The sequence below is a fragment of the Selenomonas sputigena genome, assembly GCF_026015965.1.
GTDB lineage: Bacteria > Bacillota > Negativicutes > Selenomonadales > Selenomonadaceae > Selenomonas.
Map to the genome: position 1 here is coordinate 2588015 of NZ_CP110383.1, position 25966 is coordinate 2613980.

30 protein-coding genes, 1 tRNA gene and 1 pseudogene are annotated in these 25966 nt (G+C 57.4%); 28 read left to right on the top strand and 4 right to left on the bottom strand.

Features of this window, described 5'->3' with window-relative positions:
* The first annotated feature begins 118 nt into the window (after window positions 1-118).
* From OL236_RS12545 to OL236_RS12305, 5 genes and pseudogenes are all read left to right on the top strand, one after another.
* On the top strand, window positions 119-244 hold the full coding sequence (locus OL236_RS12545) for a hypothetical protein (RefSeq protein ID WP_413777379.1): 126 nt from the start codon (window positions 119-121) through the stop codon (window positions 242-244).
* Between the two features lie 298 nt (window positions 245-542).
* The gene (locus OL236_RS12290) at window positions 543-749 is read left to right on the top strand and encodes a glycosyl transferase (protein ID WP_265070839.1); all 207 of its coding nucleotides are present in this window, start codon (window positions 543-545) and stop codon (window positions 747-749) included.
* Window positions 750-823: 74 nt separating this feature from the next.
* Entirely contained in the window at window positions 824-1045 is a 222-nt protein-coding gene (locus tag OL236_RS12295) for a hypothetical protein (RefSeq protein ID WP_265070840.1), read from the top strand.
* Window positions 1038-1968 (top strand): annotated as a pseudogene (locus OL236_RS12300) (HipA domain-containing protein). The gene OL236_RS12295 and the pseudogene OL236_RS12300 overlap by 8 nt, the downstream one beginning before the upstream one ends.
* Before the next feature lie 22 nt (window positions 1969-1990).
* Window positions 1991-2269, top strand: coding sequence for a hypothetical protein (locus OL236_RS12305; protein ID WP_009646937.1), 279 nt, complete (start codon window positions 1991-1993; stop codon window positions 2267-2269).
* Window positions 2270-2376: 107 nt separating this feature from the next.
* Here the strand turns inward: OL236_RS12305 and OL236_RS12310 are convergent, their stop codons facing one another.
* Complete coding sequence (locus tag OL236_RS12310; protein ID WP_265070841.1) at window positions 2377-3420, bottom strand: DUF134 domain-containing protein; 1044 nt, start codon at window positions 3418-3420, stop codon at window positions 2377-2379.
* Between the two features lie 176 nt (window positions 3421-3596).
* Between OL236_RS12310 and OL236_RS12315 the strand changes: the two genes are divergently transcribed.
* From OL236_RS12315 to OL236_RS12365, 11 genes are all read left to right on the top strand, one after another.
* On the top strand, window positions 3597-4535 hold the full coding sequence (locus tag OL236_RS12315; RefSeq protein ID WP_265070842.1) for an NAD(P)/FAD-dependent oxidoreductase: 939 nt from the start codon (window positions 3597-3599) through the stop codon (window positions 4533-4535).
* Window positions 4529-4759, top strand: a complete 231-nt coding sequence (locus OL236_RS12320; protein ID WP_009646978.1) for a glutaredoxin family protein — start codon at window positions 4529-4531, stop codon at window positions 4757-4759. The genes OL236_RS12315 and OL236_RS12320 overlap by 7 nt, the downstream gene beginning before the upstream one ends.
* A 388-nt stretch (window positions 4760-5147) precedes the next feature.
* A complete protein-coding gene (murA, locus tag OL236_RS12325) occupies window positions 5148-6413 on the top strand; it encodes a UDP-N-acetylglucosamine 1-carboxyvinyltransferase (RefSeq protein ID WP_265070843.1) in 1266 nt (421 codons plus the stop codon).
* Window positions 6414-6498: 85 nt separating this feature from the next.
* Window positions 6499-6573: transfer RNA gene (locus tag OL236_RS12330), tRNA-Arg, on the top strand.
* A 68-nt stretch (window positions 6574-6641) separates the two neighbouring features.
* Entirely contained in the window at window positions 6642-7211 is a 570-nt protein-coding gene (folE, locus tag OL236_RS12335) for a GTP cyclohydrolase I (RefSeq protein ID WP_265070844.1), read from the top strand.
* Between the two features lie 5 nt (window positions 7212-7216).
* On the top strand, window positions 7217-8086 hold the full coding sequence (gene folP / locus OL236_RS12340) for a dihydropteroate synthase (RefSeq protein WP_265070845.1): 870 nt from the start codon (window positions 7217-7219) through the stop codon (window positions 8084-8086).
* Window positions 8073-8435 carry a dihydroneopterin aldolase gene (folB, locus tag OL236_RS12345; protein ID WP_265070846.1) on the top strand — a complete coding sequence of 121 codons (363 nt, stop codon included), beginning with the start codon at window positions 8073-8075 and terminating at the stop codon, window positions 8433-8435. The genes folP and folB overlap by 14 nt, the downstream gene beginning before the upstream one ends.
* On the top strand, window positions 8432-9028 hold the full coding sequence (gene folK / locus OL236_RS12350; protein ID WP_265070847.1) for a 2-amino-4-hydroxy-6-hydroxymethyldihydropteridine diphosphokinase: 597 nt from the start codon (window positions 8432-8434) through the stop codon (window positions 9026-9028). The genes folB and folK overlap by 4 nt, the downstream gene beginning before the upstream one ends.
* The gene (locus OL236_RS12355; RefSeq protein WP_265070848.1) at window positions 9025-9171 is read left to right on the top strand and encodes a hypothetical protein; all 147 of its coding nucleotides are present in this window, start codon (window positions 9025-9027) and stop codon (window positions 9169-9171) included. Before folK ends, OL236_RS12355 begins: the two co-directional genes overlap by 4 nt.
* 75 nt (window positions 9172-9246) lie before the next feature.
* Window positions 9247-11262, top strand: a complete 2016-nt coding sequence (locus OL236_RS12360) for a putative bifunctional diguanylate cyclase/phosphodiesterase (RefSeq protein WP_265070849.1) — start codon at window positions 9247-9249, stop codon at window positions 11260-11262.
* 72 nt (window positions 11263-11334) lie between these two features.
* A complete protein-coding gene (locus tag OL236_RS12365) occupies window positions 11335-12240 on the top strand; it encodes a LapA family protein (RefSeq protein ID WP_265070850.1) in 906 nt (301 codons plus the stop codon).
* Window positions 12241-12425: 185 nt separating this feature from the next.
* Here the strand turns inward: OL236_RS12365 and OL236_RS12370 are convergent, their stop codons facing one another.
* From OL236_RS12370 to OL236_RS12380, 3 genes are all read right to left on the bottom strand, one after another.
* Window positions 12426-14156 (bottom strand): methyl-accepting chemotaxis protein, encoded by a 1731-nt coding sequence (locus tag OL236_RS12370; protein WP_265070851.1) that lies wholly within the window; start codon window positions 14154-14156, stop codon window positions 12426-12428.
* Window positions 14157-14382: 226 nt separating this feature from the next.
* Window positions 14383-15270 carry an Mrp/NBP35 family ATP-binding protein gene (locus OL236_RS12375; protein ID WP_265070852.1) on the bottom strand — a complete coding sequence of 296 codons (888 nt, stop codon included), beginning with the start codon at window positions 15268-15270 and terminating at the stop codon, window positions 14383-14385.
* 112 nt (window positions 15271-15382) lie between these two features.
* Window positions 15383-15835 carry a MarR family winged helix-turn-helix transcriptional regulator gene (locus OL236_RS12380; protein ID WP_009647003.1) on the bottom strand — a complete coding sequence of 151 codons (453 nt, stop codon included), beginning with the start codon at window positions 15833-15835 and terminating at the stop codon, window positions 15383-15385.
* A 618-nt stretch (window positions 15836-16453) separates the two neighbouring features.
* On the opposite strand from OL236_RS12380, the gene OL236_RS12385 reads away from it, so the two are divergent.
* The 12 genes from OL236_RS12385 (at window position 16454) to OL236_RS12440 (ending at window position 25932) form a co-directional block, all read left to right on the top strand.
* Window positions 16454-17410 carry a metal ABC transporter solute-binding protein, Zn/Mn family gene (locus OL236_RS12385; RefSeq protein WP_265070853.1) on the top strand — a complete coding sequence of 319 codons (957 nt, stop codon included), beginning with the start codon at window positions 16454-16456 and terminating at the stop codon, window positions 17408-17410.
* A 92-nt stretch (window positions 17411-17502) separates the two neighbouring features.
* A complete protein-coding gene (locus OL236_RS12390; protein WP_265070854.1) occupies window positions 17503-18225 on the top strand; it encodes a metal ABC transporter ATP-binding protein in 723 nt (240 codons plus the stop codon).
* Window positions 18226-18227: 2 nt separating this feature from the next.
* Window positions 18228-19097 (top strand): metal ABC transporter permease, encoded by an 870-nt coding sequence (locus tag OL236_RS12395; RefSeq protein ID WP_006193844.1) that lies wholly within the window; start codon window positions 18228-18230, stop codon window positions 19095-19097.
* Window positions 19094-20194, top strand: coding sequence for a metal ABC transporter permease (locus tag OL236_RS12400; RefSeq protein ID WP_265070855.1), 1101 nt, complete (start codon window positions 19094-19096; stop codon window positions 20192-20194). Before OL236_RS12395 ends, OL236_RS12400 begins: the two co-directional genes overlap by 4 nt.
* 180 nt (window positions 20195-20374) lie before the next feature.
* Entirely contained in the window at window positions 20375-21067 is a 693-nt protein-coding gene (locus OL236_RS12405) for a Fic family protein (protein WP_265070856.1), read from the top strand.
* Window positions 21068-21181: 114 nt separating this feature from the next.
* On the top strand, window positions 21182-21904 hold the full coding sequence (locus OL236_RS12410) for a DUF4198 domain-containing protein (protein WP_265070857.1): 723 nt from the start codon (window positions 21182-21184) through the stop codon (window positions 21902-21904).
* A 15-nt stretch (window positions 21905-21919) separates the two neighbouring features.
* Entirely contained in the window at window positions 21920-22105 is a 186-nt protein-coding gene (locus OL236_RS12415; protein WP_156810582.1) for a hypothetical protein, read from the top strand.
* A gap of 93 nt (window positions 22106-22198) precedes the next feature.
* Window positions 22199-22825 carry a MotA/TolQ/ExbB proton channel family protein gene (locus OL236_RS12420; protein ID WP_265070858.1) on the top strand — a complete coding sequence of 209 codons (627 nt, stop codon included), beginning with the start codon at window positions 22199-22201 and terminating at the stop codon, window positions 22823-22825.
* Complete coding sequence (locus tag OL236_RS12425; RefSeq protein ID WP_009646938.1) at window positions 22815-23228, top strand: ExbD/TolR family protein; 414 nt, start codon at window positions 22815-22817, stop codon at window positions 23226-23228. Before OL236_RS12420 ends, OL236_RS12425 begins: the two co-directional genes overlap by 11 nt.
* 1 nt (window position 23229) lies before the next feature.
* Window positions 23230-23985 carry an energy transducer TonB gene (locus OL236_RS12430; protein WP_265070859.1) on the top strand — a complete coding sequence of 252 codons (756 nt, stop codon included), beginning with the start codon at window positions 23230-23232 and terminating at the stop codon, window positions 23983-23985.
* 52 nt (window positions 23986-24037) lie between these two features.
* Entirely contained in the window at window positions 24038-25219 is a 1182-nt protein-coding gene (locus tag OL236_RS12435; RefSeq protein ID WP_265070860.1) for an FTR1 family iron permease, read from the top strand.
* A 143-nt stretch (window positions 25220-25362) separates the two neighbouring features.
* Window positions 25363-25932, top strand: a complete 570-nt coding sequence (locus OL236_RS12440) for an iron transporter (RefSeq protein ID WP_264917582.1) — start codon at window positions 25363-25365, stop codon at window positions 25930-25932.
* Window positions 25933-25966: the final 34 nt, after the last annotated feature.

Here is a 25966-nt window from a genome sequence, read left to right on the forward strand (position 1 = left end):
ATTTTCGGCTTGCTGCTCGTCGCGCCCCACGCGGGCGCGTGGATTGAAATGTCGCGGGCTACGATCTCAAGAACAGCCTCCGCAGTCGCGCCCACGCGGGCGCGTGGATTGAAATCTTATGACGACGCTGGGCGCGAAGGGGCTCGCAGTCGCGCCCACGCGGGCGCGTGGATTGAAATGGGTCGAGCACGTTGATGAAGATGATCGGCTTGAGTCGCGCCCCCATGCGGGGCGCGTGGATTGAAATACGTTGGAGAATTACGTCAAGCAAGGCACGATGAGTCGCGCCCCACGCGGGCGCGCGGATTGCAATCTGAAATACACCGACAAGAAGAACCTCCGCACATGTCGCTCCCCACGCGGGCGTGATACAAAGATAAGTGCGACACTCAAAAACGCGAGGAATACGGGCTTTGGTAAGCCTCCTGTGAGGCGTGCTTGGTCAAGGATGCGCGACAGAACATTTTGCGCATTGAGTCCTGAAAAATGATTTAAACAAAACTCTTGGCACACCCAGAACTCGCGAAAAAAGGAGAGGCATCATGGAGCAGCGAATCAAATACAATCCAAAGGATTATGTCGACTATCTGGAAGAAAGCATGACGCTTTTCGCCGAAGCGATGCAGGCGGGAGACGTATTCCTTATGGAACACGCACGGCGGCGTATGTACAATGACACGAAACAGGCGCTGAAGGAATGCTGTCTCCCAAAGACCGTGATGAGATGTTTTTCTATTATGACGATTTGATTCCGCATGCTTGATATTCTATATAGAATGGCATACGAATCACTAGGACAGTTCGAAGAAACGAGGGATTCATCATGGAAGCAGTCTATAAGTACAACCCGCAAGATTACGAAGATCTTCTTCGCGACTATATGGAAGAATTTTATCGAGCTTATGAAGAAAAGAATCATCTCCAGATGGTTCTTGCTATGCAGAGGCTTCATTCCGAAACAAAATATGCCATGAAGGAAGGCGATATTTCATCAGGCACCCGGGAGGAAATGCTGACATATTTCGGAGGGTTGATTGATGGTTGATCTGACGCATGTGAAGTGGCTGCCGAATCGTTTCGGCGGTTCGGAGAGCAAGTGGACGATGCAGTACAACGACAAGCTCTATTATGGTGAAGTTTCCCGATCCCAATCGAGCACCGAAACAAACATCGCTGCCATACATCAACAATCATTTCTCTGAATATATCGGCTGCCATATATTTCAGATGCTGGGGATTCCGGCACAAAACACTTTCTTGAGACGTGCTACGCCGCCGAACAGCGAAAAAGAGAAGCTTGTTGTGGCGTGCGAGGTCTTTTCTCCGAGCAGCGAAGGTATTCTCATTGAATTCAGCAAGTTCTTTTTACATGAGACGGACAGCCAGAAACGGAGCAAGACTACGATTGACGATGTTATGTATATCATCGATACCGATGTGACGATAAAGAACAAGATGTTCTTGAAAAAGTTTTTCTGGGAAATGTTTGTAGTGGATGCTGCTATTGGCAATACGGATCGTCATTTGGATAATTGGGGCGTGATGGCATCGTCTGATGGCAAAATATCTCCCGCGCCTGTATATGATTGCGGTTCAGCGCTTTCTCCGCTAGTGTCTGACAGGGAAAAAGAGGAACTCTTGGAAGATGATATAAGCTTCAAAAATACAGAGTATAGCTTGTGTTCTGTCTATCGTCATCAAGGAAAGCGAATCTTCTACCATGAAATCTTGAAAGCGCCTCCGGCTGACCTGCATCGGTCGATTTTGGAGATTGTCCCAAGAATCAAGCTCGCGGTACCGCGCATCGACGTGCTGATTGATGCGACGGAGGGAATGACCGACATTTCCAAAACCTACATGAAGAAATCCCTCGCCATGCGCCTGAATCAGATGCTGCTTCCAGCATTGAAGAAAGCGCAGGAGCGTCAGGCTCGCGAGGATGGGGAAAGCCGCGGCTTCAGCCGCTGACACAAATGGCGAGAGCAGTCCGATGAGCAGCATATACACATACAACGACTATCTGCGCGATCTCTTGAAGGATGCGCCCTGCATCCTCGCATACGATACGGCTGCGGATTATATGGGGCTATGGAGCGGCAGCATGAATCCGCTTACGGCGAAGATTTATGTCTGCAAGCCTCCGCACATCGAAGGAACGACGGAATATCTGATTCCTTCCTTTGAAACTGTGGAACATGAGAATCGCCTCGCTGTCGAGAAGGCGAAAAAAATCGCCGCGGAGCTTGAAACTCTGCGGCAGGGATTCTAGGAGATGTGCGGCGAAGCCGACAAGATGAACGTTCAATTTTGCAGGGGAGTGCCGAAGAAGCACGGATAAAGATTCAGCGGATGGAGAAAGGCAAACCGTATCTGCGGTTACTGCTGATGTGGGCCGTGGCCTGCTCCGTGGCCGCCGCGACCGTGGCCGTGGCCGCCGCCTTTGCCGCGATGCGGACAGCGGCCTTCACCTATGGTGGCATCCTGTCCGTGGCGGTGTGCGTGCGCTTGGCCTTCGCCGTGGTGCTGACCGCAGTGACCGTTGCCTTCGCCATGATGATGCGCATGCCCTTCACCATGCTCTTCGCCGTGGTGCTGACCACAGTGGCCTTTTCCGTTACCTTCGCCGTGGCGGTGCTGACCTTCGCCCGTGCCGTGCGCATGGGAGCAGCGATGACCGCTTTCGGCGTGCTCATGTCCCTCGCCGTGATGCGAACAGTTTGCTTCCGTCGTGTAGTCAAGCGTGCCGGCGAGATGCTGTGCGACAGCCTCGTCCGCCGCGCCCTTGACGCCGGCATAGACGCGGATGCCGGCTGAGCCAAGCGCTTCGATCGCGCCCGCGCCGATGCCGCCGCAGATGAGCGCATCGACTTCGTTTTCCTTCAAGAAGCCGGCGAGTGCGCCGTGACCGCTGCCTTGCGTGCTGACGACCTCCGATTTCTCTACGGCGTCCTCCTTGACGTCGTAGAATTTGAATGCCTGCGAGTGGCCGAAGTGCTGGAACACCGTGCCGTTTTCGTTTTCATAGGGGACTGCGATTCTCATCGTTCCTTCTCCTTTCTTTCTCGGGGGCGAAAAGCGATAGTCTTGACGCGCCTCGGCACGCGGGCAGCATTTGCCGCACGGTGCGGACATGTCGCAGAGCTGGTAGAAGCCGCCTTCGATGACGAGCGGTCTGCCGTGCACGAGGCTCTCGGCGATTTTTTTGCGCGCTGCGGCATAGATTTCGGCGACCGTCGTGCGCGAGATCGCCATGCGTTTGGCGCATTCCTCCTGCTTTAGCCCGTCGTGGTCGATGCTGCGTATGCACTCGTACTCTTCGACGAGCAGGGTGACGGCCTCGCCGCCGGGAAAGCCCGCAGGCGTGAAGCGCTCGTAGGCGGGACGCACGCAGATCCTTCGCCCCCGCGTCGGTCTTGGCACAGTCCTCGCCTCCTTTAAAACATTTTACGAATTTGTTATCGACATATGTCGGTAACTGTGTTATCATCGTATCATGGAAGGAACAGTGTGTCAAGCCGTTTTGACGAAAACGGCAGGATTTAGCCCTTTCATGGAGAAAAGAATAATATCGCCCATCAAAATAGAGGAGGGATTCCATGGCAAAGGAAACGATACAGAAGGACGTCGTCATCATCGGTGCGGGCATGGCAGGGCTGACGGCGGCGCTCTACGCGGGACGCATGAATTTTTCGACACTCGTCCTGGAGAATGCCGTCGTCGGCGGGCAGATTGCGAACGCCACGGGCATTGAGAATTATCCGGGCTTTCTGAGCGTCTCGGGCAGCGACCTCATTCAGACAGTGCAGCAGCAGGCGGAGAAGTTCGGCGCCGTCGTCGACGAGTTCGATGCGATTGAGAAGGTTACGCTCGAAGGCGCGGTCAAGCGCGTCGAGACGGAGAGCGCTGTTTACGAGACGCCCGTCGTCATCATCGCCTCGGGCATGAGCCGCAGGAAGCTGCCGCTCGCTGCGGAAGCGAAGTACGCGGGGCGCGGCGTCCACTACTGCCAGCTTTGCGACGGACACATGTATCAAGATAAAATCATTGCCGTCATGGGCGGCGGCAATGCGGCGCTCGATGCGGCTAACTTCCTCTCGCGTTACGCGAAGAAGCTCTACCTCGTGCATCGCTCCAAGCTTCGCGCCGACGAAGTTTCGCAGAAGCGTCTCCGAGAAAATCCCAAGGCGGAGATCTTGCTCGAAACGGAGATCCGTGCCCTGCGAGGTGAGGGAAAGCTCGAATCTATCGAGATTTTCGACAAGAAGGCGGGCGAGGCACGGGAACTTGCTGTCGACGCCGTATTTGTCAACATCGGCGTGCAGCCGAACACGGCGCTCTTTGAGGGACAGGTCGAGATCAACGAGAAGGGGCATATCGTCGCGGGCGAGGACTGCCGCACGAATATCCCCGGCGTCTTCGTCGCCGGCGACATCCGTGAGAAGGAGATCCATCAGCTGACGACTGCCGCATCCGACGGCACGACGGCGGCGCTTCTCGCCGAGAAGTACATCACAGGAGGGAAAACATCATGGTAAAGGTCTATTCCATCACGCAGTGCCCTTGGTGCGACAAGGTCAAAAAGTATCTGAAGTCGAAGAACATCGCCTACGAGGAGCACAACATCGAAGAGGACGAGGCGGCGCGCAAGGAGTGCAAGGCCATTTCGGGCGATCTCATCGTGCCGGTGACGACGGTCAACGGCAAGGACTTCGTCGTGAGCTTCGACAAGGCGAAGCTCGATGCGATTCTCGGTATATAAGGAAGCGCAGATAAATTCAGCGCTTCCTTGAGAGAGTGACTGCTGCTACAGGCAGCATCGAAAAACGCCCGCATGTGCAAAAGTGCATGTGCGGGCGTTTTTTCAGTCTGCGCCCTCCGGGCTTGACTTCTTGGGGTTTCATGGTAAACTTTTTGAACATATGTTCAGCCGCCGCGCGAAGCAGCATGAGCTACTTTTCGTCCGTTTCCCGCGACAGCTTCATCAAGGGGGCACGCTGTACATATGTCCACACGCCTTACATGAAAGAGCCAATCAGTCTGCGCCTACGGCTTGACTTCTTGGACTTTCATGGTAAACTATAAATTGCTATATCAGCCACATTAGCTCGATGGAACTTGCAGTGTGTGGGGGAGGAAATGGGACTTTCATGGAGAAGTTGATTATAAAGGGCGGCTGTCGGCTTGCGGGACGCGTGAAAATCAGCGGTGCGAAGAACGCGGTGCTGCCCATCATCGCCGCGACGCTTCTGGGGCAGGATGCTCCGAGCCGCTTAGAGGAGGTTCCTTCGCTCGACGATGTGCATACGATCACGGAAGTGTTGCGGGCGCTCGGCGTACATGCTACATTCGACAAGGCGGCGAATGCGCTGACCGTGGACAGCTGCGAGATCAAGCGGACGGAAGCGCCCTACGAGCTTGTGCGCAAGATGCGCGCTTCTTTCCTCATCATGGGGCCGCTGCTCGCACGCCTCGGTCACGCGAAGATCTCGCTGCCGGGCGGCTGCGCCATCGGCACGCGCCCCATCGACCTGCATCTCAAGGGCTTCGAGGCCTTGGGCGCAAAGATCGAGATCGGGCATGGCTACATCGAGGCGCGCGCTGACGCGGGACTCAAGGGCGCGCGCATCTATCTCGACTTCCCGAGTGTCGGCGCGACGGAAAACATCCTCATGGCAGCTTCGATGGCCGAGGGGCAGACCGTGCTCGAAAACCCTGCGCAGGAGCCGGAAATCGTCGATCTCGCGAACTTCCTGAACGTCATGGGCGCGAAGGTGCGCGGCGCGGGTACGAATGTCATCAAGATCGAGGGCGTCAAGAAGCTCACGGGGCACAACTATACGATCATCCCTGACCGCATCGAGGCGGGCACCTACATGGTCGCCGCCGCCATGACGCAGGGCGACGTCTATATCGAAAACGCCATTTCCGAGCATCTAAAGCCCGTCATCGCCAAACTCAAGGAGGCGGGCGTCACGATCGAGGAGGCTGTTGAGGGCATTCGCGTGACCTGCGACTGCAGGCCGAAGGCGGTCGACATCAAGACGATGCCGTATCCGGGCTTTCCGACAGACATGCAGGCGCAGTTCATGGCGCTTCTCGCCATCGCAGACGGTGCGGGACTCGTGACGGAAACGGTATTCGAGAACCGTTTCATGCACGTCGATGAATTGAAGCGCATGGGGGCGTCCATCAAGATTGACGGGCGCACGTCCATCGTTGAGGGCGTCGATCATCTGACGGGCTGCCAGGTCAAGGCGACCGATCTGCGTGCCGGCGCTGCCATGGTGCTCGCGGGTCTCGTCTCCGAAGGAGAGACGCAGGTCGGCTACATCCACCACATCGATCGCGGCTACGACAAACTCGTGGAGAAACTGGTGGGGCTTGGCGCGGACATTCGCCGCACAGATGATTGAAGGGAAATCGGCAGCGGATGCAACCGTTTGCTGCAAATAAAAATTGACATTCCTACAGGAAAAGTGATATATTGTTTCTATTGATGCGCTCGTAGTCCAGTGGATAGGACGTTAGCCTCCGGAGCTGAAAGCGTGGGTTCGACTCCCGCCGAGCGCACCATGGAATGACTTGAAGGAGGGCGCGCTTTCGCGCCCTTTTTATCATATCTGCGAGAGGCGGAAGGTACGATGAACGAAAAGGCGAGCGCGGCGATGCGCCGGTTCCTTGAAGCGATGGGACTCGATCTCGCGGCGTGCGGCATGGAGAAGACGCCGGAGCGCGTGACGGAGATGTTTGAACTGCTCTTTTCGGGCTGCGGCAAAGATGTGTCTTCGGGTTGGGGCGAGCTTTTCGAGACGAAGGCGAGTGGTCTGACGGCAGTGCAGCACATCCCGTTTTATTCGCTGTGCGAGCATCATCTCGTGCCGTTCTTCGGCGAGGTGCATATCGCGTATTTGCCGAAGGACGGCAAGGTCGCGGGCTTCGGCAGGTTCGTCCATGTTGTGAATCTTCTCGCGAGGAGGCCGCAGCTGCAGGAGCGGTTTACGCGCGAGATCGCGGACGCCGTGCTCGACGGGCTTTCGGCAGAGGGCGTGCTCGTCATTGTCGAGGCGCGGCAGCTGTGCATGATGATGCGCGGCGAGCTTGCGCCCGGAACGCGCACGCTGACTTCGGAAACGGGCGGCACGATCACCGCCGATGCGGCTCTTGGCAAGGAGGCGTGGGATCTTCTGATGCGCGGAGCGAAGGAGGGATGAGGCAGATGAAGGCGAAGAGGCATTACCGACTGCCATCGGGCAAGGAGCTGACGGTCGGCGAAGGGACGCTCGTCATGGGCATATTGAACGTGACGCCCGACTCTTTCTCAGACGGCGGCAAGTGGAACACGCTCGATAAGGCGCTCGACCATGCGCTTTCGATGGTCGAGGACGGCGCGGCGATCATCGACGTCGGCGCGGAGTCGTCGCGCCCGGGCTTCGTGCCCGTGTCGGCGGCAGAGGAGATCGAGCGGCTCGCGCCCTTCTTGGAGCATATAGTACCGAAGATTCCCGTGCCGATCTCCATCGACACGTTCAAGGCGGAGACGGCACGCGCTGCCTTGCGGCTTGGTGCGGACATCCTCAACGACATATGGGGCCTACAGTACGCGGCGGAGGAACGCGGCGCGATGGCTCGCGTCGCAGCCGAATACCACGCGCCCGTCGTCGTCATGCACAATCAGACGGGTACGGTGTACAGACCGGACGTCATTGAAGCTATGCAGGATTTCTTCCGCGAGAGCTGCGCCATTGCCGAGGAAGCGGGCGTGGCGAAAGAGAACCTGATCTTCGATCCGGGCATCGGCTTCGGCAAGACGCCCGAGACGAACATCGAGGTACTGCATCGTCTGCATGAGCTGATGAAGCTCGACGGAGAAGCGTATCCGCTGCTGTTGGGCGCGAGCCGCAAAAGCTTCATCGGCTATGCGCTCGATCTCCCCGTAGAGGAGCGGCTCGAAGCGACGGGCGCGGCGACGGTTTTGGGCGTCGCCTCTGGCGCATCCATCGTGCGCGTGCATGACGTCAAGGAGATCGTGCGCATGTGCCGCATGGCGGACGTCATCTTGGAGGGCGGGAAGCATGGACAGAATTGAGCTTTCAGGCATGGAGTTCTTCGGCTATCATGGCTGCTTTGCCGAAGAGCGGCAAAAAGGACAGAAATTCATCGTTGACGCCGTGCTTTGCCTCGACCTCGCCGAAGCGGGGCGCACGGACGATCTCTGCAGGAGCGTCAATTATGCTGAGGTGTTCGAGGACGTGCGCACCGTTGTCGAGGGAGAAGCGAAGAATCTCATCGAGGCACTGGCGGAGGAAATCGCGGCGCAGCTCCTCAAGAAGTATGCGGCGCTTGCGCGCGTCGAAATCGCCGTGCATAAGCCCCAGGCACCGCTTGCAGGCGCATTCCGCGATGTCTGTGTGCGCATCGAGAGGAACCGCGCATGAACGGCGAAGGGGCGAGAGCCGGCGAAGGGGCTAGGCGCGTGCATCTTGCGGAGCGGGGATTGGCGCACGATATTGCAGGGCGAGCAGAGAGAATGTATCGCATCTATCTCGGTCTCGGCGCGAATCTCGGCGACCGCCGCGCTTCCTTGCGGCGAGCCTTGCGACTTTTGGCTCATCTTGAGGATACGCGGCTCCTACGCGTATCCTCTTTTTATGAGACGCCGCCGTGGGGAAACGAGAAGCAGCCGCCGTTTCTCAATGCCTGCGCCGCTTTGGAGACGCGCCTTTCACCCCTCGTGTTCCTGCGCCGCGCTCAGCGCATCGAGCGTGCGCTCGGCCGCGTGCGCAAGGAGCATTGGGGGCCGCGCACGATCGACATCGACCTGCTCTTCGCTGAAGGATTCGAGAGTGCAGCGCCGGAGCTTCGGCTGCCGCATCCGTATCTTCACGAACGAGCTTTCGTTCTCCTGCCCTTGGCGGAGATTACACCTGGGCTGATTGTTCGAGGCAGGAAAATCGACGAATGGCTGGCGGATCTTTCGGAAACTGTCGCCTGCCGCAGGTGCGGCGTATACCGGCCCATGAAAAAATGAAAGAAGATTTTTTCTTCCAAAAGAAAAGCTATCTTTTCCCGTTGGAACATGGTAAACTACACGTACATGAGAAAGCCAATCGCTCTGCGCCCTTTGGGCTTGACCTCTTGGATTTTCATGGTAGAATAGACTTGGTTGATTGAGATTTCATGAGAACTACGCCAAGGAATTTGGATGGCGCGACTATCCTCTCCGTGGTACCTTTAGGAGGGAAATGCATGGCGAGATTCAGTATGCAGGAAGCGCGTCAGCTGGAGCAAAATCTTGCGCATATATATGATTTCGCTCGCTTTGTGGATGCAAAAGCATGTGAGGTGCTTCATCTTGAAGCGGATGGCACGGTGCGGCGCGAGGGTCGCTGCTTCACCACTTGGGGAAGGACGCGTCGTTGCCGGCACTGCACGAGCTTCTGCGCCGCCGAGTCGCAGTCGAACTTTGAAAAGGATGAGATTTCGGACGACAAGATCTACCACGTCCTTTCTGCACCGGTTGAGATCGAGATGCCGGACAAGAGCATCCTGCATTGTGCGATGGAACTGGTGACGAACTACCCACGCAATGCGGATACGCGCGCGATGCGCGACCGCGAGGTGCTGCAGCTTCTCTCGCGTGCGAAAGATACGGCTCATGCGGGTGTCCTGTGCTTCAATGTGGAGGATTCCTGCATTTATGCCAACCTTGAGGCATACCGCGCCTTCCAGGTGCCGCCAGGCGAGCTTGAGGCTCTGCGGAGCTTCTTCATGACATGGCTCAAAGATGAAAGTTGGGACTCTCCGTGGGAGAGTGCAGCTGCATGGGAGCAGGAATTCTTCCTCGAAGGTGAGCGCTTCGTCTATCGGGTGACGATGGCGAAACTCTTTGATGCGGACGGACATTACAAGGGCTATTATTACACGATCCGCGATCGGCATGGAACGATGGAGGAACAGGACGATGCGGCATGGTCGCGCGATAAGCTCACGGGACTTTATGACCGCGAGGGCTTCTACGGCGCCGTGCGCGAGGAACTTGACTACGGCATAAAGGGCGAACGCTGCATCATCTGTTCGAACATCAAGGATTTCAAACTGGTCAACGAGCTTCTCGGCGAGGAGAAGGGAAACGAGATTCTAAAGAGCCTGGCGGAGTTTTTCGCCGACCTTGCCATGGATTCAGGCGCGGCAGCCCGTCTGCACGGCGACCATTTTGCTGCTTATGTGGACAGGGCGCGCTTCACGGAAAAGGATTTGCTCGACGGCCTGGAACATTTAGGGCAGGCGTTCGACAGCAATTCATTCAAGCTGAATATCCATCTCGGCATATATAAGATTCAGGAGGCGCAGATGCCCGTTTCCGTCATGTGTGATCGGGCGCATCTCGCGCTCGCTCTTGTGCGCGACGAGAATGGCAACAAGGTGGCGTTCTATGACGATGCCTTGATGGAGCGCACATTGCGCGAAAAGGAGATCCTAGGTAGTTTCGAGGAAGGTTTGGCCGAGCGCCAGCTCGCTGTCTACCTGCAGCCGCAGGTTTCGACAGAGGGGGATCTGCTCGGTGCGGAGGCGCTTGTGCGCTGGAATCATCCCGAGAAGGGGTTCCTCGTGCCCGGACAGTTCATCGGTATCCTGGAGAATGCGGGGCAGATTCATCGCCTTGACCAGTACGTCTGGGAAGAGGCGGCGGCGATTCTGAAACGTTGGCAGGGAACGGAAAAGGAAGGGATGACGATCTCTGTCAACATTTCCGTGAACGACATGCTTCATCTCGACATTTTCCAGACGATGACGGATATTGTGAAGCGGCATGGCATCGACGCCAAACAGCTGAAGCTGGAAATCACGGAGACGGCCTTGATGGGAGACATCGAAAAGTACAGAAAGCTCATCAGCAGTCTGCAGGAGGTGGGCTTCGAGGTCGAGATCGATGATTTCGGCAGCGGCTACTCCTCGCTTTCCATGCTCAAGGACATCGAGGCGGACATTCTGAAAATCGATATGGGTTTTCTGCGTCAGACGGGCAATCCGAAGCGCAGTTCCGTCATATTGAATGCCGTCATCGCCATGGCAAAGTGGCTCGGCATGCGCGTCATCACGGAAGGCGTGGAAACGAAGGAGCAGGTTGAGCATCTGAGGTCGCTCGGCTGCGATATGTTCCAAGGATATTTCTTCGCGAAACCCATGCCGGTCGAGGAGTTCGAGGCAAAGTATTTTCAGGAAGCGTCAAATGTATCTGCGCTTCCCGAAGCCGGAAGGTGATGGAGGAAGTTGCACGAGGACGATTTTATGCAGAGTTACGAATCGTCCTGGCGCAGGGGAGGAATGCTGGAAATGAAAAAGGGTTGGATGAAGCGTGCGGGGTGGCGAGCCTTCGCGCTTGGCGCATGTGCTTTTGGGGGATGGAGCACGCAGGCTTTCGCCGCCCGCATCGACCCGCAGGAGCTTGAGCAGCTGCGCGGCACGGTCGGCATGCTGCTTGAAGACGTCGAGGAATTTTACCATGTGACGCTCTTGATTGAGTCGTTCATGATCTTCGTGCTGCTGGCGCTGATCGTCGTCGGGCTCGTTGGCTATATCAAGCTGAGAAAGGAAGTTCGGGAACTGCGGCGGCGCATTTGCGGCGAGGACGATTTTGCGGCAGAGCCGCCCGAGGACATCGACTCTCCTTTTGAGCCGATGCCAACGCCTGAGCCGATGCCGGAGCCTGAGCCGATGCCAGAGCCTGAGCCGATGCCAACGCCTGAGCCGATGCCAGAGCCTGAACCAGAGCCAGAGCCAGAGCCGGAGTCGGAGCCGGAATCGCCGCCGATCGTACGCTTTATGGAAGCGTACAGCGAGGCGAACGATATAGAAGACCCGGCGCTGCAAAAAGCGCGTTTTGCCAGCCTCTTGGCGGAGTTTTCCAGCAAGAGGTTCACCTGCACGAATCCTGAGGATCGGAAGACGAACCCGAATGCGCCGCCGACATTTGAAACGAGAGATGAAGGAGACTTCTGGGCTGTTGAGAAGGGTGACGGTTCGGACGATTACTACGTCATTCCCGATCCCACGTTTCCGTACAGTGAAGAACGCCATCGCTTCTGCGGCATGAAGGAAGCATTCGCTTCGAACTACCAAGAGGGCAAGACGTACACGCACATGGAGATCGAAGCTCCCGCGCGTTTCAGCCTCATGGGCAGCCTCTGGGCGCCGCAGCGCCCCGGTAAGATCGTGCTGTCGGGAGAACAAGACGCATAGGAAGAATGAGAAACTCCGGCAGGAAGAGATTTCTGCCGGAGTTTTTATGCGTCCGTGCACAGTAAAACCCCGCAGGCGTAAATCCTGCGGGGTTTTACTATGAAAGTCCAATCAGCCGAGCCGAAGGCGGGCTTCTTGGGTAACTTTCGTTAAGTGCGTGTAGTTTACTGTGTAAAGATGCGGCGTCACACCTTGAACTTGACGGATTCTTCCTTCAGGTTCTTCGCGGAGTCTGCAAGGCCGCGCGAGCTTGCGGCGATTTCTTCCATGCCCGCGGCCTGCTCTTCGGTGGCGGCAGATACATTCTGCGAGGCATCGCTCGCGCGTTTCGCGGAGTTGTTCACGTTCTCGCTGAGGTTCACGATCGTGTGGATGCGTCCGTCGAGGATCTGCATTGTGTCGGTGATCTGTGCGCTGTCGTCGCTGCAGATGCGGATGAGCTCTAGGATGCGCGAGAAGCCCTGGCCTGTCGAAGAGACATTCTCCAGCCCCTTCTCAGCTTGTTCGCGGCCGTCCTTCATGGCGCTGACTGCTTGCTCTGTCTCGGTCTGGATGGAACTGATGAGGTCGCCGATCTGCTGTGCTGCCTGCTGGGATTCCTCGGCGAGCTTTCGGACTTCCTCGGCGACGACGGCAAAGCCGCGGCCGTTCTCGCCGGCGCGCGCCGCCTCGATGGCGGCATTCAAAGCGAGGAGATTCGTCTGCTCGGCAATGCCCGAAATCGTCGAGATGATCTCGCCGATTTCCTGCGAGCGCTGACCGAGCTTTTCGACGATCTGCGCCGACTGGTCGACCGTCTCAGAAATTGTGTTCATCTGCTCGACGGTCGATTTCACGAGTTCATTGCCCTCGTTGGCGCGCTCGACGGTGTCCTCGATGTTCTTGCGGATCGTGGCGATGCGGCTGACGGCTTGGCTGATGCCGTCGGACAGGGCGTCAATCTCATGCTTCGTTTCGCCGAGAGAATCCATCTGAACGGCAGCGGACTCGGCGACCTCCGTGATGGACTGAGCGACGCTCTGCGTAGCCTCAGCAGACTGGTTGGCGTTCGCCGTGAGCTGCTCGGATGTGTCGGAGACGAAAGCGGCGGTGTCCTGAATCTTCTTTGTCATCGAGCGCATGTTGTCAATCATGCCGTTGAACGCCGTCGCCATCTCACCGAATTCGTCCTGATTCTCCACGGGCGCATGAACGCTGAGGTCGCCGCCTGCGGCGCGGCGCACGGCCTGCAGGAATCCTTGCACGGCGTTGTTGATTTCGCGGCGCAGCCAGTAGAGGACGGCGAGCGTTAGGGCGATGACGAGGAGCAGGGCGACTATGGTGATGACGGCGATCCGCGCTTCTTTCGCCTGGCTGAGTTCCTTCTGCGTCGCGGCGTCCCTGATGCAGTTCTGAGCGTCCTGGTTAATGCCGGCGACAGCGGTGTCGAATGCCTCGACGATCTCGGGCGAGAGGATGGCGGCTTCAGCCTCTTCACGGTTGTTCGAATCCTTCATGGCGTCGCCCGCTTGACTCAGGCGCTTGTAGTTCTCCCAAAGCTCCTGCTCTGCATCGAGTTCGGAGAGCGCCTGCTTCGTGATGTCGGGCGAGCCGAAATCCGTGTTTTTCTTTGCCTCGCGCAGAGCATTGAACGCATCTTCCACCTCTTGACGCGAATCCTGAACCTTTTGGGCGAAATCGTGCTTCTTCGCCGGGTCGACCGATACTACCTGATAGAAGACGTAGAGGCGCGTCTTCTGCATGGCCTGCGCGACCCTGTTCGAAGTGGCAACAAGGGTCGTGCGCTGGTTGATCCCCGTGTTGAGATCGTCGAGTTCGCCGACCGAATGGTAGGCGAAGACGCCGAAAGCGATGAAGGCAATGAGCAAGATGCTGAAAGAGAACAGGATCTTGTTTGCCACGGTCATGTTTTTCATGAAAAACCATCTCCATTGAATCACGTTGAAAATCAATCTTTCTTAGCCTTCGACATGGAGAGAAGAAATCCTTTAAGGAAGTCTTTCTGATTTTTCATGGATTTTTTTCGTTTTATCGCATAGCGGAAAATGGGAGAAGAAAAAGCCGCTCGATACGCCTTCTGTGCTGAGATGGCGGTACTGAGCGGCTTTTCGCTATAGTTTGCGTCCCTTGCGGGGCAGCGGTTTACGATTCTCTGAAGTCATCGACCTCGGCTGCGTCATGCTCGGGCAGTTCTTCCAAGAGCAGCGCCGCAGCGTCGACCCAGTCGCCTTCGTACGACTCAATCTTGCCGGCGTCGCAGAGCGCGGCGAGCTTCGGCTCGATCGGCAGGCGCGCGAGAAGCGGCAGGTAGTAGTCGCGGGCGATCTCCTCGATGTGGCTGTCGCCGAAGATCTTGTGCTCTGCCGAGCAGTTGGGGCACTTGAAGTACGCCATGTTCTCGATGATGCCGAGGATGGGGGCGTTCATCAGTCCGGCCATCTTGACCGCCTTTTCGACGATCATGGAGACGAGCTCCTGCGGCGAGGTCACGACGATGATGCCGTCGATGGGCAGGGACTGCAGCACGGTCAGAGGAACGTCGCCCGTTCCCGGCGGCATGTCGACGAAGAGATAGTCCTCATTCTCCCAGACGACATCCTGCCAGAACTGCTGCACGACGCCCGCAACGATGGGGCCGCGCCAGACGACGGGGTCGGACTCTTCCTTCAAGAGCAGGTTGATTGACATGATGTCGATGCCGCCCGCGCTCTTCAAGGGACGGATGCCTGCGGCATCGGCGGATGCCTTCTCCACTTCGCCCTTAACGCCGAAGACCTTCGGGATCGAAGGCCCCGTGATGTCGGCATCGAGCACGCCGACGCGATGGCCGCGCCGCGCCATGGCGGTCGCGAGAAGCGAGGTGACGAGGGACTTGCCGACGCCGCCCTTGCCGCTCATGACGGCGATGACGCGCTTGACACTGCTGTGCTCGTTCGGCGGTGTAAGAAGGCTCTGCGGCTCCTGCTGTGCGCCGCCGCAGCCGCCCGCCGAGGAACAGCTGCTGCAGCCGCTGCTGCAATTTTCACTCATGATGAATCTCTCCTTTGCTATACATAATAATGGAAAATTTTTCTGAATGGATAGGGTATATTCATTATCTTACCCCTTTTTCTTGAATTGTCAATAGCCGCACTGCGCTGTGTCATTCCAATGCACGAAGGATGCGATAGAGCTGCTCCTTCAGCGCCTCGGCCTCTTCGAGGGTGAACAGGGTGCCTTTTTTATTGACGAGGCAGCCCATCGCATAGGGAATCTTCTCCGCCTCTTCGCGCAGGGCTTCCCCTTCCTTCGTGATCTCCACGACGACCACGCGCTCATCGTCTGCCTTGCGGCGGCGCTTCAGATACCCCATGCTTTCCAACTTCTTGAGCACGGGCGTCAAGGTGCCGGAGTCGAGGTACAGGCGCTTGCCGAGATCGTGCATGGTGACGGTGTGCTCTTCCCAGAGCACCATCATCGTGACGTACTGTGCATAGGTCAGACCGATCTTTTTCAGAAAGGGATTGTAGGCGGCCACAATCTTGCGGCCTGTGGCGTAGAGCGGGAAACAAAACTGATTTTCCAGCAGAAGCGGATCGAATTCCTTTTTTGCCATTGACAACATCTCCATAGAATGATTCTTGTTTCAGTGTCTCTTCGATATTTTAACAGACAAATAAAATATAAGCAAATGAAATGTAGAAAAATAAAACATGAAAAAATGATATTTTATAAAATTGTATTTGACAAAATATATTTTGCGTGTATAATAAAACATGTAAGCGGCTTCCCCCGAACGCGAAGAGGAAAAGAGCTGCTTATATGGATGGAGAGAAAATTTCGTGCTTCGGACATTTGATTTGAAGTATTGCCTGATTTATTTGGATGAAAACAGGAGGTTATTCATTATGAGCACCATTGTTTTGGCAGTATCGGCCCTTGTATGCGCTACGGCATTTCGGCTTCTCGGCGAAGAAGTGCAGAAGGGATAAGGCGACGCATCCTTCATACCGCATAATCACATAAGGCAAAACGCCGCAAGGCAGTCAAACAGCATGTGTTTCCGATGGGAGCGCATGCTGTTTTTTTAGGAATCTTTGACGAGATGTTTTATAGATGAACCTTATCGCAAAAATCTTCAGATATAAATAAAATAATGATAGTCTATCTCATTTACAACCTTCGAGGAACGTGCTATACTACATGCTAAGAAAATCTCGAAAGAAGGTGCAATATGAATTTTTTGAAGAGGATGCTTCGTGGGAACGGCAAGGGGCTGTTTCTGTTGGCTCTGTGCCTCGCGGCGGCGCTTCTGACGGCGGGCTGCGGCGGTGCGGCGGGGGATGCGCCCTCGGGCAAGAAGAAGGTCACGGTCACGACGTCGTTTCTCGCCGACATGACGAAGGAATTGGCGGGCGACTACGTCGATATTGACCTCGTCATTCCGGCGGGAGAAGACCCGCATCTTTACGTCGCTCAGCCGGCGGATCTCAAAAAGCTCAAGGATGCCGATCTCGTGCTTTACCACGGACTGCATTTCGAGGGCAAGATGGTCGAAATCCTTGAAAAGCGCGGCACGGCGGTGACGGCGGACTTCCCTGCGGATGCTGTACTGCGCATGGAAGAGGACGGCGAGAGCGTCGTTGACCCGCACTTCTGGTTCAGCATTGCGCTCTACAAGAAGGCGACGGAGAAGGCGGCAGACAGTCTCTCCAAGCTCGTGCCCGAGCATGAGAAGGAGATTCGGGCGAACTCGGCTGCATACCTCGCCAAGCTCGATGCGCTCGACGCCGAGGTCAAGGAGAAAATTGCGTCCATTCCCGAGGGCAAGCGCAACCTCGTCACGCCGCACGACGCTTTCAACTATTTCTCCAAAAGCTACGGCATGACGGTCGTCGCGCCGCAGGGCGTGAGCACGAATTCCGAGGTGGCGAATGCCGACATTGAAAAGACCGCAGACTTCATCGTCGAGCACAAGGTCAAGGCGGTCTTCGCCGAGAGCACGACGAATCCCGAACGCATGAAGAAGCTGCAGGAAATCGTGCGGTCGAAGGGCTTCGATGTCGAGATCGTCGGCGGCGAGGGGAATGAACTGTTTTCCGATTCGCTCGCACCCGCAGGGCAGAAGGGAGATACGTTCATCGACATGTATCGGTTTGACGTCGATCTGATCGTCAGTCATCTGAAGTAAGGAAAAAGGGAAGAAGGGCGGGCGACCGCCCTTTTTTGCTTTTTCCGTTCGATGCGGTCGAGTTGGCTGATTCTAGGGAAAGAAGGCGGAATATGGGAGAAAAGATGCTGCTTCATGTGGAGGATGTGACGATGGCGTACCGCGAGAGCGCGGTGCTCTGGGACATCGATCTCGATGTACCGACGGGCGTGCGATGTGCGATCGTCGGGCCGAACGGCGCAGGAAAATCAACGCTCCTGAAGGGAGTCCTTGGCCTTGAAAAGCCCGTCGCGGGCTATGTGCGCCTTTGGGGTAAGACGATTGACGAGGTGCGCGAGCGCATCGCCTATGTGCCGCAGCGCGGCGCGGTCAACTGGGATTTCCCGACGACGGTGTTCGACGTCGTGCTCATGGGACGCTATGTGCATATCGGGCTCATGCGCCGCCCGGGCAGGGAGGATCGCGAGAGGGCGAAGGCGGCGCTCGCCGAGATGCAGCTTGAAAAGCTCGCCGAGCGCCAGATTTCGGAGCTTTCGGGCGGCCAGAAACAGCGCGTCTTCATCGCGCGCGCACTCGCGCAGGAAAGCGACCTCTACATCATGGACGAGCCGCTCGCGGGCGTGGACGAGACGACGGAGCGCATCGTCATGGACAAGTTCGTCGCGCTGCAGAAGGCAAGGAAGACGGTGATCGCCGTGCATCATGATCTTTCGACGCTCGACATGTACTTCGACTACCTCGTCGTTCTGAACCGTACGATCAAGGCGAGCGGCTACTTGAAGGATATGGACAAGGAAGCGGCGCTCGCGCTCGCCTTCCGTCCGAAGGAGCGTTGACGATGGACATTCTGATGAACTACGCCTTCCAGATCATCGCCCTCGGCACGGCGCTTCTCGCGGCTGTCGCGGCGCCCGTCGGCGCTCTGAGCGTCTACAAGGGGCAGAGCCTCATCGGCGACGCCATCGGACATGCGACGTTTCCGGGCGTCGTCCTCGCCTTCATGGCGTTTTCGACGCGAAGCCCCGCCGTGCTGCTCGTCGGCGCAATGGCGGCGGCCGCCGTCACCTTTTTCGCCATTCAGGCGGCGCACGAGAACACGCGCGTCGGACTCAATGCCAACCTCGCCGTATTCCTCTCGGGCTTCTTCGGCCTCGGCATGGTCTTGAAGAGCTTCATTCAGGGGAACGAAGCTTATCGCGGTGCGTCGCAGGCGGGGCTTGAGACGTACATTTTCGGGCAGGCGGCATACATGCTCGAAGCCGATGTGAAGCTCATCGCCTTCGTCGCTGCGCTCTGCGCGGCGCTGCTCTTCGCCTTCTACAAGGAGCTGAAGGTCTTCGTCTTCGACGCCGAGTATGCGCGTGCCGTGGGGCTTCCCGTGCGCCTGCTGCAAGTCCTGCTGCCCTTTTTGACGATCGCCGTCATCGGTATCGGCATCAAGGCGGTCGGCGCGATTCTCATCAGCTCGTTCCTCATCATCCCGTGCGTCGCGGCGAGCCAGTGGTCGGATGATTTTGCACACGTGCTCTTCCTGAGCGCCGTCTTCGGCGTCGTCGCAGCTCTCGCAGGCACCTATGTGAGCACGCTGGAGCAGGGAATGTCGACGGGGCCGAGCATCATCCTCGCGGCCTCTGCCATCGCCTTTTTGTCCATGTTCTTCGGCAAGCGGGGTGCGTTCAGAAAGCGCGGAAGGAGGGAAGAGGCATGACCGATTCTTTTGTCGTGCTCGCCCTGACGGCGGCGGCGTGCGCCCTGCCCGGCGTGTTCCTGCTGCTGCGCAATCTCTCGATGATGGCGGATGCGATCAGTCACACAGTGCTCCTCGGCATCGTCCTCGCGTTCTTCCTCGTGCGCGACCTCTCGTCGCCGTGGCTGCTCTTCGGCGCGGCGCTCATGGGCGTCGTGACCGTGCTGCTCGTCGAGCTTCTGGGAAAGACGAAGACGACGAAGAGCGACGACGCGATCGGCATCGTCTTTCCCGTGCTCTTCTCCCTCGCCGTCATCCTCATCAGCAAGTATGCGGGCAACGTGCATCTCGACACCGACATGGTGCTGATGGGCGAGGTCGTCTATGCGGGACTCGATACGGTGACGCTTTTTGGGCATGAGGTCGCGTCCTCCGCCGTCAAGATGGGCGCGATCTTCCTCGTCAATGCGGCGTTCATCACGCTCTTTTACAAGGAACTCAAGCTCTCGACCTTCGACGAGGAGAACGCGCGTCTCATCGGCATGGCGACGGGCGCGATCTTCTACGCGCTCATGACCTTGATCTCCTTGACGACGGTCGCGGCATTCGACGCCGTCGGCTCGATCCTCGTCATCTCGTTCTTCATCGCGCCCGCGGCGGCGGCGCTTCTCTTCACGAAGCGCCTGCATCACGCGCTCTTTCTCGCTGTGTTCTTCGGCGTCCTCGGCAGCGCCATCGGCTATGGCCTTGCGCTTCACTTCAACGCTTCGATGGCGGGCATGTGCGCTCTCGTCAACATGCTCCTCTATGTCGTCGCCGTCTTCGTCTATCCGAAGGGCGTCATCACGCGGCGCTTGAAGCGCATGCGGCGCAAGGCGCGGCTCAAGGAGGAACTTTTGATCATCCACCTCGGCACGCATACCGCCGAGAACCTTTACAGCGAGGAAAACGCTGTGCGCGACATCGCCGAGCATCTGCGCTGGAGCGAAAGGGAGATGCGGCGCGTCAGCGAGAGGTTGAAGGAAGCCGGCATCGTGCGCCGCTCGGGCGGCTACTACCTGCTGACGGAAAAGGGGGCGGAACGCTATCGTGCGCTTTGCGAGGAGTATGTGATCTGAAAGGAAGCCTCATGGCTTGGGAGAAGTCGTACACGTTGAGAGCAGCAGCAAGGCAGCCGTTCGTCAGGGAGCGGCTGCCTTTTTTTGCAGGTACGGCGGTTTTTCTCGTTTTTCTTCATGAAGGGGCGGCGCTGTGGTATAATGCCATGGAAGAGAAATTCGTGCAGAGGAGAGATGGTCATGATCGATATTGCCGCTTTGAGCATGGATTATTGGGACGACTTGATGGTGCGCATGGCGCATCATTCTACGGCGATCGAGGGAAACACCTTGTCGCAGGGCGATACGAAGAGCCTGCTGCTCGATGGCTACATTCCGCGTGCCATGGATCTTCGGGAGATGCACGAGGTCTTGAACTACAAGCGCTTCATGGACTTTCTGCAGCAGAGCTTGGCAAAGGAACGCGCCCTTTCGCTCGACTTCATTAAGGAAGTCCATGCCGTGCTTTGCAAGGACGCGATCGAGAGCGTCGCCGGGCGCTTCAAAGAGATTCCGAATCTCGTCGTCGGAGCGGATTTCGTCCCGACGCCGCCCTATCTCGTGCCGACGGATCTGCAGAACTGGCTGCTCGACCTCGCGGCGCAGCTGGCGGCGGCGAAGTCCGCCGAGGACAAGATCGCTGCCATCTGCCGTCAGCACATCCGCTTCGAGCGCATCCACCCATTTTCCGACGGCAACGGCCGCGTGGGGCGTGCGCTCATCGTCTACAGTTGTCTGCAGGAAAAGGAAGCTCCGATCGTCATCCCCGTCGAAGAAAGGAAGCGCTATATGAACTATCTCAACACGGAAGATTTGCAAGGGTTCGTCGCTTTCGCGAAGGAGCTGCAGAAAGAGGAAGAGGAACGGCTGCGGTTGTTTTGTGCGAAAAGGTAACAGCGACTTTTTGTGCGGCGCTTTCTTGCAAATTCATATCATTTGTACTATAATGTAAAGGTATGGGACAAATGTGTTCCGCAGAGTGAATTGTTCTCGATGGGAGGATAAAGAATGAAGAAGAAGCTTTTGGCAGCGGCGCTTGGCGCATTTGTAGGTCTTGGCATGTATGCGGCACCGACGGATGCGCACGGCGTGTTCTTTGCGAACCGCCTCGATCAGAAGGCGCTCGTGCTCGGCGAGGGTCCGTTGGACAACGCTTACGATCCCGCGTGCGTGCAGCGCATCGACGCCTACGATGTGAACTTCGAGCCGACGACGGTCGAGCGCGTCGACGCGGGCAACCATGTGACGATCGTGCCGGGCGACGACCTCGGCGTGACGGCGACGTTCTTCGACTATGGCTACTTCGCCAAGACGACGGACGGACAGGTCATTCCGACGCGCGATTACGCGAGCGTTGAAAATCTCAAGGCAGTGACGTACGCGCGCAAGTACAATGTGCATTACTGGAACGCGGCTGTGAAGCCGGGCGGGCTCTACAATGTGCCGATCCAGATCGTTCCCGCAGTCAATCCTCTGACGCTTCGCCGTGGCGATGCGCTGCGCCTGCGCATCTACAAGGACGGTCAGCCGTATGCGAATGCGCCCGTCATCGCTGACGTGCTCGGCGACCTCACGACGGAAACGAACGCGGATGCGAACGGCTACATCACCGTGCATGTGGCGAACAACGGCCTCAACGTCATCGGCGTCGAAGTCGGCTTCCCGACGGACGATCCGATCGTGACGGAGAAGATCTTCAGCTCGCTTTCGTTCATCATTCCAGCCGAGTAAGAGTGGCTTCGATTCGTGAAACTATACGCGCTTAGGCGCAGTAAAAACACCGCAAGCAATGCTTGCGGTGTTTTTGCTTTTGCAGCGCATTCAGATGTTGATGCCGCATTCCTTGCGGATGGTATGTACCTGCTGCAAGGCAATCGCTCGCTAAAAAGTGAATCTTTTTTCAAATATGAACAAATTTCATTTTCATATTGAACTTTAACGAGGTATGTGCTATACTCACAGACGTGATAGGAATAACCGCTATCAGCGGTATTTAGATAGAAAATCCTTGAAGGAGATGTTCTTGTGGAGAATACTTGGGAATTATTTCAAAAGGGCGGCCCTGTCATGTACGTCCTCTTGGTGTGTTCGATCGTTGTTGCGGTCATCGCCATTGAGCGTTTCCGTTTCTACCGTCAGGCGGGCAGGGGCGCGAGCGATTTCGTCGCGAAACTGCCGAGCTTCCTGAAGGAGCACGATTTGAAGCAGGCAGCGGAACTTTGCCAGACGGAGAACACGGCGCCCGCGTACATCGCCGAAATCGGCGTGCGTGCGGCGGCGGCGGGCGATGACTTGACGCTCGCGCTCGACACGGCGTACGCCGATATGGCGATGCGCCTGAGGGAAAGGCTCAACTACTTGTCGATGATCGTGACGATGGCGCCGCTCCTGGGGCTTCTCGGTACGATTTCGGGTATGATTGAGTCGTTCAGCATCTTCAGCGTGCGTGCGGGCGAGCCGCTTGCCATCACGGGCGGCATCGGCGAGGCGCTGATCGCGACGGCGACGGGGCTTTGCGTGGCGATTTTTTCGCTGATCGTGCATACGTACTTCGTGCAGAAGCTTGACGAGATGCTCGCCATGCTCGACAAGGCGGCCGCCGCTGTGCGGAACGCGCTGAAGAAGACGGGGGAGGATGGCCATGCGGCGTGATTTTCGTATTACGAAAGAACCGCTCGTCATGATCATCCCGATGATCGACATCATGCTCTTTTTGCTCGTGTTCTTCATGATCAGCACGATCTACATGGTGCAGACGAACACGGTGCAGGTCGCTCTGCCGCAGGCGGCTGCGGGCAAGATGGAGACGCGCCCGAACATCGTGCCGATCACGGTGACGGATAAGGGCGATGTGCTCTATGACAAGGACGAACTGCCGAATGAAGACCTTGCGGACAAGATGAAGGCTTCCTTGGCAAGCGACCCCGATACGGTATTCGTGCTGCGCGGCGACAAGAAGGCCGACTACGAAGCCGTCGTGCGCGTCTTGGACCTCCTCAAGCGTTCGGGCGCGAAGCACGTCTCCATCGCGACGGAGACAGCGGGGAGGCAGTGAGATGCGGTTCAAGAGCTACTGGCGCACGACGGTCGTCGCGGCGATCTTCCTGCACTTCTTCGTCTGGCTGGGACTGGCTCTCGCGCTGCCGTTGCTCGACTTCGAGGGCGATCCCTTGGCGGTGCAGGAGATGGAGGTCGTAGACCTTCCCGAGGAAGGCTCTTCGGGCGAAATGGAAGAGAAAAAGCCCGATCCGCCGAAGCCGGAACCGCCCGAACCGCCGAAGCCTGAGACGCCGCCTGTGGAGACGCCGCCCGAGGATGTCATTCCGACGGAGACGTCGCCGACGGAAGCCGCTGAGTTGGACGAGGCGGTGGCAGAGTTGCAGAAGCAGGAGGAAGCGGCGAAGAAGAACGGTGAGGACGGCAAGGCTCTGCCACCTGCACCGCCCTCACAGGCGGTTGGCGTGCTCATTACGGCGGGCAATACGCCCGACACGCGCGGCACGGACTTTCGCGGCACGGTCGGCATCCTCGTAAGCATCGACGCGCAGGGGCATATCACGGGCTATCGCTTTACGCAGACTTCGGGACGCCGCGTCGTCGATCAGCTCGTCTTGAATGCCATTCGCAACTTCAAATTCGAGCCGGCGCTCGATACGAATGGACAGCCGATGAAGACGATGCGCCTCCTGCGCTTCCCGTTCGACGGTTCGGGCAGTCATGCCTACGAGGATGATGAGAACAAGCGCATTCGCGTGAACAAGGAGATGTTCCTCCGAGAGCTTCATGCGAGGGGACAAGCGCCGTCGACGTAAGGGGGCGGCACATAAAAATCATATCGGAACTTCCAAAAAGAAGGTGAGAGTCTTGAAAAAAATCTTATTCCTTTGCATGGCACTCGTGCTTCTCGCCGTGCCGCGCGCAGATGCAGCACCGAAGTGGCAGGAGGTCGCTGATCGTATTGCTCAGATGGTCGACCAGGCCGTTTCTGTCTACGAGACGGGCGACTACGAGGGTGCACGCGACCTCGTCAATACATCTTACTACGGCATTTATGAAAAAGAGGGTTTGGAGAGCGTCATGCGCAGTTCTGTCTCCGCCAAGGAGACGAGCCTGACTGAGTATCAGTTCTACAAAGTCAAGAAGAGCATGAAAAACGGCGAGAGTGTAGACACGGTCAAACAGGAAGCCGAAAAGCTCAAGTCGATGGTCAACGACAACGTCAAGGCGCTCGAAAATGCGCACGGCAGTTCGGGCTGGGCGGCGTTTCTGCCCGCTTATCTGATCCTCCTTCGCGAGGGCTTGGAAGCGATCCTCGTGCTCGTCGCGATCATCGCCTATCTGAAGCGCGCGCAGGATGAGAAGCATCTCGGCACCGTCTACAACTTCTCGATTGCGGCGGTCGTCGCGAGTTTCATCTCGGCGTATCTGTTCAACACGTTATTGAACAACACGACGGGCGGCATGAGCCGCGAAGTGCTCGAAGGTGCGACCGCGCTCTTTGCTGTCGTCGTCCTGCTTTTGACTAGCGCATGGCTCGGCGGCAAGGCGAACAAGGACAACTGGAAGCAGTACATCGACGGACTCGTCAAGGAATCCATCACGCATGGCACGGCTAGGGCATTGGGCATGGCGGCATTCCTCGCCGTCTACCGCGAGGGCGCAGAGGTCATCCTCTTCTATCAAGCGCTCTTCAACAACGCGGCTGCCGACGTCACGATGATTTGGGCGGGCTTCGGCGCGGGCTGCGTGACGCTGGCCTTGATCTTCTACGGCATGCAGCATGGCATCTTGAAGATTCCCCTGCGTCCGTTCTTCCTCTTTACGAGCATCCTGATGTTCCTGTTGGCCGTCACCTTCGTCGGCGGTGGCATCGAGGAACTGCAGGAGGGCGGCGTCATCGGCATCACGCGCTTCGAAGGCTGGCCTACGGTCGATCTTCTGGGCATCTTCCCAACGGCGGAGACGCTCGGCGCACAGCTTCTCGTGCTGCTTCTTGGCGTGGGAATGGTCATCTACGCGAAGAGACGCAAGCCGAAAGCGGCGTGATCGCCTCTTCAAGAGTTATTGGCAATGGCGGAGCAAAGTGCTCCGTTTGCAGGTGTAGCGGATTGCTGCATCTATATAGGGCGTATTATGTAAGGGCGTCCAAGAGGAATTTCATTACATCATTTTTCGGAGGAGTGTGTTTTATGAAAATGTTCAAGCTCAAGAAACTCAAGTCGGCTCTGGCGGTCTGCGCGGTAGCGGCATCGCTCTTCACGCTCGGCGGCTCTGCGTCGGCGGCGGGCTTCACGGAGTACCCGATCGGCGACGAGATCGAGAACGAGGCGAACCACTTCAAGGTAGCGCTCGTCTATTTCCAGCCGATTGAGATGCTGCCTGCAGGCATGATGCTTTCGCCGGACAAGGCGGACATGCACATTGAGACGGATATCCATGCGACGGAAGGCAACGACACGGGCTTCGGCGTCGGCGAGTGGATTCCGTATCTGACGGTTCACTACAAGTTCACGAAGCGTGAGACGGGCCAGAGCGTCGAGGGCGTCTTCATGCCGATGAACGCAGACGATGGCCCGCACTACGGCGCAAACGTCAAGCTCCTGGGTGCCGGCACCTACGACATGCACTTCTCCATCGAAAGCCCGTATCGCCAGAACTACGGTCTGCACGTCGATGATGAGACGGGCGTCAAGGGCCGCTTCTGGGATGAGCCTGTGACGATGGATTGGGTCTTCAACTACGTCCCGCGTCGTTGGTAATGCTGAGCCGTCCAAGAAGCGAACCCTGAAAGGG